This window comes from Paenibacillus terrae HPL-003, assembly GCF_000235585.1.
In the GTDB taxonomy this organism is placed as follows: domain Bacteria; phylum Bacillota; class Bacilli; order Paenibacillales; family Paenibacillaceae; genus Paenibacillus; species Paenibacillus terrae_B.
The window spans coordinates 1990278-2002459 of sequence record NC_016641.1 but is presented as its reverse complement, the minus strand read 5'-3'; the positions used below and the strand labels follow the sequence as shown (position 1 = coordinate 2002459).

General features: G+C 39.2%; 10 protein-coding genes and 1 pseudogene. 1 reads left to right on the top strand and 10 read right to left on the bottom strand.

Annotated features, from left to right (window positions below):
• Window positions 1-41: 41 nt before the first annotated feature.
• A pseudogene (locus tag HPL003_RS09150) lies at window positions 42-395 on the top strand (Rpn family recombination-promoting nuclease/putative transposase); the annotation flags it as partial.
• Between the two features lie 129 nt (window positions 396-524).
• Here HPL003_RS09150 and HPL003_RS09145 read toward each other — a convergent pair.
• The 10 genes from HPL003_RS09145 to papB form a co-directional block, all read right to left on the bottom strand.
• Complete coding sequence (locus HPL003_RS09145; RefSeq protein ID WP_014279349.1) at window positions 525-2177, bottom strand: S8 family serine peptidase; 1653 nt, start codon at window positions 2175-2177, stop codon at window positions 525-527.
• A gap of 160 nt (window positions 2178-2337) precedes the next feature.
• Window positions 2338-2988, bottom strand: coding sequence for a muscle M-line assembly protein unc-89 Uncoordinated protein 89 (locus HPL003_RS09140; protein WP_238533461.1), 651 nt, complete (start codon window positions 2986-2988; stop codon window positions 2338-2340).
• A gap of 234 nt (window positions 2989-3222) precedes the next feature.
• Window positions 3223-3492: a peptide maturation system acyl carrier-related protein gene (locus HPL003_RS09135; protein WP_014279347.1), complete on the bottom strand. Its 270-nt coding sequence runs from the start codon at window positions 3490-3492 to the stop codon at window positions 3223-3225.
• Between the two features lie 13 nt (window positions 3493-3505).
• Window positions 3506-4153: a TIGR04066 family peptide maturation system protein gene (locus HPL003_RS29675; protein ID WP_238533500.1), complete on the bottom strand. Its 648-nt coding sequence runs from the start codon at window positions 4151-4153 to the stop codon at window positions 3506-3508.
• Window positions 4144-5043 (bottom strand): arylsulfatase regulator, encoded by a 900-nt coding sequence (locus HPL003_RS29670; RefSeq protein WP_014279345.1) that lies wholly within the window; start codon window positions 5041-5043, stop codon window positions 4144-4146. The genes HPL003_RS29675 and HPL003_RS29670 overlap by 10 nt, the downstream gene beginning before the upstream one ends.
• An 849-nt stretch (window positions 5044-5892) precedes the next feature.
• Window positions 5893-7740, bottom strand: a complete 1848-nt coding sequence (locus HPL003_RS09125; RefSeq protein ID WP_043922346.1) for an ABC transporter ATP-binding protein — start codon at window positions 7738-7740, stop codon at window positions 5893-5895.
• Between the two features lie 66 nt (window positions 7741-7806).
• A complete protein-coding gene (locus HPL003_RS09120) occupies window positions 7807-8952 on the bottom strand; it encodes a hypothetical protein (protein ID WP_014279343.1) in 1146 nt (381 codons plus the stop codon).
• The gene (locus HPL003_RS09115; RefSeq protein ID WP_014279342.1) at window positions 8949-9638 is read right to left on the bottom strand and encodes an ABC transporter permease; all 690 of its coding nucleotides are present in this window, start codon (window positions 9636-9638) and stop codon (window positions 8949-8951) included. Before HPL003_RS09115 ends, HPL003_RS09120 begins: the two co-directional genes overlap by 4 nt.
• Before the next feature lie 4 nt (window positions 9639-9642).
• A complete protein-coding gene (locus tag HPL003_RS09110; protein ID WP_043922345.1) occupies window positions 9643-10530 on the bottom strand; it encodes an ABC transporter ATP-binding protein in 888 nt (295 codons plus the stop codon).
• Window positions 10511-11932 carry a PapB family radical SAM/SPASM ranthipeptide maturase gene (papB, locus tag HPL003_RS09105; RefSeq protein ID WP_014279340.1) on the bottom strand — a complete coding sequence of 474 codons (1422 nt, stop codon included), beginning with the start codon at window positions 11930-11932 and terminating at the stop codon, window positions 10511-10513. The genes HPL003_RS09110 and papB overlap by 20 nt, the downstream gene beginning before the upstream one ends.
• Window positions 11933-12182: the final 250 nt, after the last annotated feature.

Sequence of the window (12182 nt, the reverse complement as noted above, 5' to 3'; positions counted from 1 at the left end):
TGTTGTGAACCCCCAAAACAGTATCATTCGGAAAAGAAGAGCTTATCAACTGGCTGTTGTTTCTCAAAGGCGCAGATCCATCCAAATGGGAGGTTTTAAAAATGAACGAACCAGGATTGGAAAAAGCCATGGACACGCTGCAATTTTTGAGTCAAGATTCGGAAGCAAGACGTTTGTATGAAGCTCGGCAGAAATACCTACACGATGAAGCGTCCATGCTCGATAGAGCAGAATCTGTCGGTATGGCGAAAGGTTTGGAGAAAGGTTTAACCAAAGGTAAAGAAGATGAGAAAAAGAATATCGCCAAAAATATGCTTTCCATGGGTCTGGACATAGCAACTATTGCAAAGGCTACCGGATTAACTGAACAAGAAATTAAATCCATTCAATTATAGAAAATATTACCCAAATAATAGGAATGTTAATTGACTGAGAGTACCTTTAGGCTGGTGCTCTCTTTTTATTTAACCTGTAGTTATTTTGATATGAGAACTAAACATCCCCTTAATTCTGATAATCATATATTAATTGACCAGCACATACTCTATATATTTATACAGAGCGTCTATAGCCTCCACATTTAAACCTTGGAGCGTCCTTTTCTCCAGAAGTTTATTATTACTTACTATAGAAATTCGGATAGCTTCTGATCCTTCAGTTGTTTGCAACCAAAGCTCCAGCTCTGTATCCGGTGAGTTCTGTTTCCTCAACCCATCCAAACCCTGACGGGCCTCCAGACAAAGAATAACAACATCCGCATGAGCCATGGAGGCGGTCTTATTACAACAGCATACAAGCTCCTCCATTCTATTTACAGTACGAGAAAAGCAAATGTATTCCATATCATGCAATACAGCTCTGGACTGATCCATTGCAACCCAACAATGATATCCATCCCGGACAAAAGACATTTTCAGCAAATGCAGAAAATAAAATATGTCCATTTCCCCGTCATAATAAATAGCGACAAACGGAATTTCAAGAGACTTTCCTTCCTTATACTTCTCCAGTTCTCTCTGTAGGCCGACCTCTCCATGCCATAAGCGCAATTGACGGGAGAAAAAGCCCATCGTGGGGATATCGCACTGCCATTCACCTGCATAAACCACATGCTTACCGTACTGAATAGCCAATTGACTCACTTGCCGAAGGGTAACCGCATCCATGTGCCCCAATAAAATGAGGGTATCGGTTATACTCTCCGTTTGCTCTATGTATTTCCCAACCTCTATGGTTGTCCGCTGTTGCTCATGCTCCTGCACGAGCACCGCTTTGATCACAGGAACAGCCTCTTGAGAGGAGATCAGAATTTCACGTTGAATCTGAAAATAATACGGTGCCACTGTACAGGTAGCAGCACCTGCTTTAAATACAAACGCACACTGAATCCAATCTGGATTTCTGTACCGTTGCACTGGTAAACGGGAGGCTTGCACCAGATTACAGCTATGTTCCTGCAATTCGTTCTTAAGCAACTCTATAGAATAAATACACTTAGAGCTCTGCAATAACATACATACCTGTGCCGTGATTAGCGGGGCTGCATAGCTGTTGCTGTTAGGGCACAACACTGTCCCTCCTAACACGTCTGTAAGGGCATGTCTAGCAAAAGCCGTGAATTCAATTCCACCACCGAAGGCCGCCTCAAGGTTATACCTGTATTGACCTGCAGCAAGGTTCCCGCTTCGGTCACATTCTACTCCAATCACATTGCTGAAGGAAGCAGGATAAGTGAGAAAACCGCCATTGTGTGCGGCACTTACCATAATAAGCCCTGCGGCCGCAACTTCATTCACCACTTCCCGCAATAAGGTACGATCCCGAAAATCGGTACTTCCCAGACTGATATTGGCTACCTGTACCCCGTGTTTTACACACCAGCGCAGGGCAGCACAAAGTTGATCAGCATTTCCTTTCCTTTGTTTCAATATTTTAACACTACTTATCACTGCATTCGGAAAATAGGCTTGTACAATACCTGCACATAATGTCCCATGGTTCATCATGTACGTATTCTGTCGTTCGTCTTCCAGGGGCTTGTCTTGGGCAGCACTTGTGGATGTTTGAAAATGAATTGGTAATGAAGAGACCATTTCAATATCATACAACATATTTGTATTGAAGACTTCCGCAGTAACTCCGTCGTCAATAATCGCTACATGAATCTTAGAATTCACTCTTCCCACTCCCCGTTTCCCCCGATAATAAAATAGTTTCCGTGTATCACCACGGAAACTATTTTGAGGATTGCCACTAATCACTACAGTGCCAAGAAACGACCGCCGCTACTTTGTCTTCCTAGTCTATCAAGCAGAAATTAGGGAAGACAGGAATGTGTTAAGCTACAGTATTAACATTCGTGCCGACCGCTTCTGTCTTTCCTTTAGCCGAATCCGAGTAAGCATTGAGCTCTTGCTCAGTCCACACTCCCTCTGCCTCTACACGCTGTTTTTCCTCATCACTTTGATTATCTTCACGGGTAATCGGTTGTTCCCTTTGCAGCGCTTCGGTAATATGCTCATTGACAGCTCCGGCTATATCCAGGATTTTGCTATTAAGCCCCTCTGCCTTCTCTCGCAAGGCCGCAGATTTTGCAGGGTCGCTGTTCTCCCACCCCTTCGCCTCGCTTTGCAATGTGATTTGAGCCATTTTGGTTACTTTCGCCATCTTCAGCTCATTGTTTGCAGAGACAATACCCTTCATCGTGTATGTGAAAAAACTCTGTTTTTGCTCTTCAGCTGTCTTGGGATTATATTGCTCTGTTTTCTCTGCCAATCCCTTTTCAATCTCTTTTTTGCTCTCCTCATCTGTACCTAAAGCCTTGCGTCGTTCTTCAAGCGTCTGTTTCTGAATAGCCTCGTCCATTTGTTGAATCTGCTTATCCATTTCCTCAAGGTCAGCTTTTATATTATCTGGACTGGCTCCTCGCTTGACCGCATTACTCAAGTAATCAGAACGCCTATCAATCAGATTTTGTTTTTGCTCCATCAGTCGTTCAAGCACCTTGTTCTGCGGCCTTGCTATACTATTCCTTTCTGTTCGATCATTCTGAGCGGATCCCGAACGATTGTGATTTGCCGTAAAAGACGACCCTCGATGAGATGACGCAATGGATACATTCATCCCGAAACCTCCAATTCATATATTTATATCCTAAAAAAAGTTATTTCTATTATTATATCGGCCATTGTCTACTATTTATTCAGATATTTCACAAAATATTCAACTCCTCTGTTCGTTTATACATTCCCTTACAGTCTCCAGCAAACGATCATATGTAAGGAAACAGCCCTCCGATATTCGTTCCTGTGAAATCTGAATAGCAAAGCTTTTTTCTACTTCAAAGAAGAGGTATACCAAATCACGCGGAAGTAGTCTCATTCCCGAACCAAGCAGTGGAGCGCCGATGTCTACCTCATTTAGCCTGATTTCAAAAAGTTTCAAAAAGATATTTTCCAGTTCCAACTCCACAACATCCTGCGTTCCATTCATGTTCTCTCCTCCGTTACAACTTAATAAGATTCTGCTCACTTGAAAAATAATTCAAAATATGATCAGCCATCTTTCCGATGTCGTCATCATTGGACAGGTTCATTATGGGTACAGGATAATCAGAAAACTCCCGCTTCTTCTCTTCGACAAATCGGCTATCCACAGAAGAATATTGCATATTCACAGTAGAGGAAGAATAGCTGTCAAATACATTGTTACACAAGGCATATCCCAATAAAGATGAAGAAAAACGATTTTCAAGATACTTTTGCACATGCTCCAGATACTGAGTGTTGTACTCATCATAATGAAGACAGCAGATCAGACCGTCAGGTACGACAGCCCTTGATGCCAGAAAAGATGTAATACCAAAATAATTCGTGAAGGTATTGTTATATGGTACTACCCCTCCCGGAATGCCTACGAGTATAAGATCAGGCTTCTCGCTTTGCTCTATTTTTTTCAGAAAACGATTGAACATAATAATCTTCTGGGTCTCCGTCAGCCCACTCTCCAGCATAAATTGCGGAAAGGAATGAGCACCGACCAGTTCCCCGCACCCGTTCGACGTCATCTGGGAAATCCGATATCCTGCCGCCTCAAGCTTCTGTCGAACAGCAAACTGGAGTCCAAGCTTGTTTGTCCGCTCATTTAAGCCCAGTATAAAAATGACTGGCGTAAAGAAATCGTGAATACCGAAGCCGGGTCCGGGGCAGTAAGTCCCTTGGTAAATATATCGAATGTATTTTTTAACGTGAGCTTGCTTTCATGATTCCGATACTGATCGATGATATTCATGCATTCATCCGGTAAAATGAAATTACACATTACTTTTTTCCCGAGCTTCATGGCCTTAATAATCAGTGGCAGATAGAGCTCCGTGATGTCCAGTTTAAAATTCGAACGCACCAACAAGACGTCATCGCACTGCTCCAGCTCTTGCTCCAGACAAGACTCCGGTTTCACCGTGAGCCCCGTAGCCGTTCCCTTATCGGCTACACAGGCATCCTTCCCGATCATGCCCGATCCCTTAAAGGAAATAAGTGCGACCTCACTGTATCTGCCCAATAAATTTAAATTTCTCACAAGGGCTATCGTATCATCAGAAAAATCGTATCCAAGCTCATTCAGCATGCAAAAGTCCAGTAAAGTATGTCTTACATCATTTTTCACTACAGAACAGTGGTTCAGCTTCATTTCTCTGGATAATGTGTGCAAATCGTCTGCCACAGCGACGCATAGCGTACAGAAGCGGAAATTCCAGCAAATTTTACAGGCATCTTCCGTAATGGTGCCAACATTTAATATTTGACTGATTTTATCCACATCAAAGCCTGAACCTACATTTCCAATCTGAACCACCTCAGACTGCTCGCTTACCCGCTCACACGGATACAGATTTCCATTTACATCGGCAAACAGGCGTTGGACGCCCGGCACGCACGGTCCCCCATGATGCGCCTCCAGTGGCATGCCTGCAGACGGCTTTCTATAATGAAACATCCGGAAGTATATCTGAACATAATAGTCCTTAGCCTTCGATTCTCCCACTCCTCCTCTACCGAATTTGAAAAACTACATATCTTCTCACATTCAAGCGTAGTTTCATGCTTTTTTTGTGTATAGTAGCACCTAAATGATTTATATATGAGATTTTTAGCCGTAAGGTACAGACAACCTTTTACATTGGGGTGATGTTTGAGCTTGACCAATTGCTGCCTTGCTGCTACAAAAGTATCTTGTGTACATTCTTCTGCCATAAATTTAAAGCAAGACTGATTCTTGATTAAATGCATACAGAAACGATATACCTCACTCAGATAAAGTTCACAAATTTTTCTGTAAAAGCATCTGGAACTACCTCTGTACTGATCCTCTTTGCAACAGTCGATAACCATCGTGGTCGGCATTTGTTCAAGCCCCCTTTGGACGGATAAAAAGATAAATGATTTTCGTATGTTCCAATCATATACATCAATTCCAATTTTCAAGAATGGCAAAAATCATATTTAATCTCGTAAATATGGAAGATAAGGTTATCGTTAACATACTGATGCAGCTTTCAAAAAACGAATATACGCTCTATCAGGACTACTTTTGTCGACAACTGCCTGTACCCTTCCTCGCTGTCAAATATAATATTTCGGTTACGGCTACAACGACTCGTATCTACAGACTGAAAAGAAAAATTCGTACATTATCCCATCAATATTGTCTAACTCATATATAAATATGTCTATGTAAAGCAAAAACAGCGGAGCCCCTCTTTCAAAGAGAAGCTCCGCTGTTTGTATTGTGACTTTGATTAGTATTCACGAGATACTCTACATAGTATACTTCTCGTAAGGTAAAAACATTATTGTTCGCAATCCAACTGTTTGGCAGAATCTCTATACACAGTTAGCGTGCATCATTAGTAACTAGCGCTTCTTGGAATGTATTAATTTCATCAGAAAATAAGTCATAGTAAAGCCCTCGACTTTTAATTAGTTCTTGGTGGGTTCCTTCTTCTACAATCTGGCCCTTGTCCAGAACTAAAATTTTATCTGCATATAAAACAGAGGTATAGCGATGAGAGATGTAGAGGCACAGTCTATCATTAATAAAATTTTGAAATTGTCGAAATACTTGTTTTTCTGATTCTGGATCAAGAAATGAACTAGGCTCATCTAATACATAAACGTCAGCATCTTTGAAGAGCGCCCTGGATATCGCTATTTTTTGCCATTGCCCTCCAGAAAGCTGTATGCCTCCTTCAAAATTCCTTCCTAGCTGTTGTTCCAATTGATTAGGCAAATCTCGTATTACCTTATCTACTCCTGTAAGTTGCGCCGATTCCCATATCCTAGCATCAAGCTCAAGATGTCCTATACTGCCAAAGCCTATATTTTCTCTTACTGAAAAATCGAATTGAACAAAATCTTGAAATATAACGCCTATTCTGTCGTAAAGCGTTTCTTTGTTATAATTCCGGATTGAGATAGAATTGATTAAAATATCTCCTTTAAAATCTTCATATAATCCCGTTAAAAGTTTTATTACTGTTGTCTTTCCTGACCCGTTTCTGCCAACTAGAGCAAGGGATTCTCCACGCTTCATTTTAAAGCTTACATCTTTGAGAGCTAATTCTTTTTGATCTGGGTAGGCAAATGAAACATTTTTAAATTCTATGCATTCTATTGTTGCATCAGCTCGTACACCTGATTCTCTTAGCAGCATACCAGAATTCTCTTGTTTATGATTTATGTTAAAAAAAGCGAATAATTCATCTAGATACAGATTATGATCACACAATGAAATCAACCCTTGAGATACCGTATTTATATTTTGATTAGTTAATAATACTGCTTGAACTAATGCATAAATACTGCCAACAAGTAATTTTTCTTGCCATGATATTTGTATGATCATTATCAAAGCAATGGCTATAAATAATGTACTTATTACTTGAAAAGACAAATATAAATTGATACGTTTTTTTGCTAAATACTTATCCTCTTTATAGAAAATATCAAAAATGCTCTTATATTTTGCTGTAAAGTAATCACTAAGTTGATACAATACGATTTCTTTAAAAGACTTTTCATTAGTTAACAAGTAATTTATATACCTGGATTTGCGTTGTAAAGGAGCCCGTTTCTTCTTGGCTACATATTGGATTTGTGTGAACCTCAGTAAAGAATAAAAGGATGCTAGTGGGGAAACGATGAGAATGAGTAAAATCCACCATCTGAACGCTATTAAAATGGCAATGCTAGAGCATAACGTGACCATGGAACTTAAGAAATTAATGAGTTCTTTATAGATCTGGATAGGCCTATCTATCGAGTCATTCTGTACTCTTTTGAGTTGATTATGTACTTGCGGATTTTCAAAATCCGCAAGATTAAATGTTGATGTTTGTAATACTATTAATGTTTGCAATTGATTTATCAGAGCGATCTGGAATAGTTTATCAGAATACTCAATTAAACTTGAAATGAGCAGACCACAAAACATCACGAGAATTAAGGGGAACACTGCGCTTATTTGAAGCGTATGCGATAATGATCTAGTCTCTATTTCAGAAACCAAATACTGTATGGAAAGAAGGTTGGCAATCGGGAGTATTCCTTTTAGAAGGTAACCAATAATGATGATAATAAAATACATAGGTTCTGTACTCCATAATAATTTAGATAACTTCGGCCAATATTGGAATGAATGAAATATAGCTCTTATATTCAAATGGTCTGCCTCACGTTCCATTCATTCCATCCCTTTCTTTTATATCTACTATTATCGGTTCTTCACGAAATCTCGCTAATTTAGCTCTCAGTCGCCCTGAAGTGTATAGACATGCGCGGGATTTCTTCTGCGAACTTCCAGAACAATGTCACTTTTGATGTGCCTAAAAGCTTCAACTTGCTCATTGGACAAGTGGGGTGATTGCGGCAAAATGTAATCAATCCACTTACTCGCCCAATCCATCCCGAAATTGAACTCTAAAAGCTTATTTGAATAAATATTGATTTGAAGTTTATTATGATTTTGCACTATTATTTTCGGCTCGAACGATGACATGGAGTGTATTCGGGTGATTTCCAAGGTATAGCGAACCGGGTGTGTCTCCTTTTTCTTAGCCACTTGATACAGCGTTTCAAAGAGGGTAGCAAATTGCTTCGCCTGATACGAGCTAATCCCCTTATACTCTACTTGTGTTTGTCCTACTTTAACCATTTGAAATGTTGTAGCGCGCATCTTCTGATTAAACATGCCTTCATATCCCCACACACCGAGTAGTAGACAACAGGCCAGGACCGTACTGATCCAAGGAATTAAAGACTTTTTGCCGCCTCCGCGCCGACTGGATAACAATGTGCCTAATCCGTAAAATAATAAACTACAACCTAAGAGTCCAATGAGATTTCGCCAGTTGATCATATAGGGGTTGAATATATTCACTATAGGTGAAATATATCGGAACTTCTCATTATAAGACCAAGCCATTAAACCCATAGGAAGATAAACAGAAATTAATATAGTAAAAGCAAGCCCAAAATGTTTCACTATCTGTCCCACAAAAATCCCTGACATTATTGCAAATATAACGGAAGAAAGAACAATAAGCAGCAAATTCCATAATGATACATCAGCGAATGATTTCCATAAAAGTCCTGACATCATGAGCAAAAGAGGAAACGTAAGTATTAAGGAAATATAAAACTGGTAAGTGATTAGACGATAAGTAGGTAAAACAGAAATATATAAGAACGGTTCTGTATGATTACGTTTATGTATACTCGCAATCTGCAAAGAAAAGAAAGCCACAAACAACAAATTAACACTATAAGTTATTGCGATACCTTCATGCATAAATAAATTGAATAAAATAACCACACTTAAGGAAACGAGCAAGGTCACTGCTTGTTCTCTTCGGAGTAAGAGTTGCAGCCAGAAACGAGCTATAATTCCATTCATTCTTGTACCCTCGCCATCCATAGATGATTACTGACTTTCATCAATACCCACGCAAGTAAAAATAGGAATATTCGTCCGAAAGTAAACGACCATGTGAAAAAGTTAGAAGTAATCCAATCTGGATTAAACCAGATGGATATGTAGGGCAAATTAATAGTAATACTGGTTAAAAGATAGACAAGCATTATAATATTCACATACAGTTGTTTGCGTAATAGCAGGTTCAATATGACGGTGACTTGAACAGAAAAACCTATAGTTGCCACACTCGCTGCTGTTAGAGGAAACAGTGTCAAGAATGGAGCCTTACCATGAGTCGTCCATTGAACTACGCAAATCATAGCTAAAGCGACAAACTGAAATAAGCAAACCACTCCCCATAATACACAACTCTTACAATAAAAATATTGAGCTCCTGTATGCAATTTAGGCATAATAACAGAAGAGATCATTTTTTGCTTCTCGCCATCATAAAGAACAGAATACATTAACGGCATTAGTAATATGGTAAAGAACATTTGTCCATGATGCAAAAATATCCATAACTCGTTATTCTTATTCCCTGCTCCCAGATATAAAAATAAAGGAATTAACAAACTAGAGAACGTTAGTGCTATAAAAAACACTACACTTTTCTTCATAAGCAAAACTTCAAATTGAACCAGGGCTCTGGTTACTTGTCCCATTCTGTTAACTCTCCTCCGGATCGGAAATGTACAGATACGCATCCTCAAGATTAGCCGTTTCGGGTGTGACTTCTGTACAGCAATCTGGAGGGCGGTTACACAATAAGCGAGCCTGAATTCTTCCTTCCTTCCGCACAATGGAGGTGATTCGAGCTTGTTGGCTTAATTGTTCCAATTGACGCTTACCAACATCAGCCAACCATACTTTACCTTCAACAGTTCGAATCATATCGTCTATAGCCCCTTGATACAGACAACGGCCTTCCTTTAAAATGAGTAGTTTATCACATGTACTCGAAACGTCAGGAACAATATGAGTAGATAACAATATAATCCGGTCTTCTCCATAATTCTGAAGCAAGTTTCGAAAAGCAATTCGTTCTTTGGGGTCCAGTCCAACCGTCGGCTCATCAACAATTAACAACTTAGGCTGTCCTAACATAGCTTGGGCAATTCCTAAGCGCTGCTTCATTCCCCCAGACAGCTGTTTTATTTTTTTATGAACTTGATCGATAAGTCCCACCTCAATTAATCGCTGTGATGTCTCCTCTTGAATATGACGCTTACCTTGAATACCTTTTAAAGCCGCAAAATAGTTCATAGATTCCATAATCGTTACATTTGGAAAAAAATCAAAATGCTGTGGCAAGTACCCCAGTAAAGAACGAATAGCATCCGGTTCTTTTTTCAAAGAATGACCGAATATTTCAACTTCCCCTCGGTCGAATCCAAGTAAAGTGGCAAGAATTTTCATTAAAGTGGTCTTACCTGCCCCATTGTCTCCGAGCAGTCCGAATATACCATTATCAATGTGAAAATGAAGCTCGTTAAGCACTTGGTGAGAACCATATGACTTACATAAACCTCGAATATCAATAGTCAAATGACACATCCTCCAATAGTTGTTCTTGCTGCCGCTTAGCAGAGAACAGGTTTTTCTTGTCTTCTTTAGTTAATCGTAAATACAATTTCATACAATCCATTATTGCACTGCGAGTAAAATTACAATATCTATCCACTGGCTCATTAATCGAACCACTAAGCACCATATTTTCTTGAGGACAACCTCCACCACATAGGTTCTTAGCCCAACATTCTCCGCATACAGTTCTCTTCTCTAAACGCATCTCACTAAGCATGCCACTCTTCTTTCTTACATCCACCCCTTCTCTTACATTCCCTAAAGAATAATTCTTTTCATTAACAAATCGTTGACAAGGATAAAGATTACCATGCACATCAACGGCAAGCATATGCGAGACCGCCCCACAAAAATAATCTCGCTTAGAAGAAGAATGAATCATCTTCAAGTATTTTAGAATGTTCGATATTTGACGTGCTTCCCCATATTTTTTAGCCTGAAGCAAAGATTCAAAGTGCACAACCAATTTGGTGAATTCTTGTGCATACTTCTCAAAGTCTTCCTCACTAAGCATCTCGACTGCAGGATACATCGCAACATGGCGAATACCCATCCCCATTAAATGTGTAAGTGTACGTGTTATATCCAATTGTACTGGTGAAATCGTAGCTCTTGCTGTTATAACACCTTTTTTTCTTAAACTTTCTGTTCTATCTAAAATGATTTCATAGGTACCTTTTCTGTTCTGATAATATCGATTGAAATCGTGCGTCATTTGATCACCATCTAGACTTATCTGAATAGAAACATGATGATCTAATAAGAAGTTTTCAATTTCTTTGGAAATCAAGGTGCCGTTCGTTGTCATACTGTATGTAACACGTTTATTTGATTTTTCTTGTTTTAGCTTAGTGTAGGCTACAACTTCTTTAATAACTTCAATGTTCAGAAGTGGCTCCCCTCCAAAAAAGCAAATATTCAGTTCTTTTTCTTCGCCAGAATGATTAAACAGATAATCAACTGCTTTTAATGCGGTCTCTGTGTCCATCCGTCCTCGATCATTATATTCCCCGTCTCCTCCATAACAGTAAGAGCATCTTAGATTACACTCTTGAACCAGCATAAGGATTATAGATGATAGACTTACTTGCTCATCATTGCAACTTTTGCATTCCTTTTGAATGGACAAATCTTTATTATATATAACCGATGCTTCCTCCAGACTGGCTAATAACCTATCTACCTCTTCTCTACTAGAACGATGCTTAAGTAATTCATATATTTCTTCAATTTCCTTACCTTCGCTATTACATATATCTACTACGACATCATCAATCTGAAAAAGCCCATTTGTTTTTATATTGTATAAGTATAACTTTTCATTTTGTTCTATGATTTTGACGGGATTTTTTTCAAATGGAGCACTAATCACTATTAATCATCCTCTCAAAGTTACAAAATAGGAGGAAGTCCAAGAGATTAGTTCCCAGACCTCCTAATTGACTACCTGTGTTTGAAAGCCCTATCGTTGCGAGTTTTACTTCAATTAATCACTATCATTATTAGTACACCAATGACCACTTTCTTTGCTACAATACCAATCGGTAGCATCACAACCTACACAACGATCACGTGTATCACACAAAACACACGTCATAGGAGAAACACTTCCTTCAGCTGCT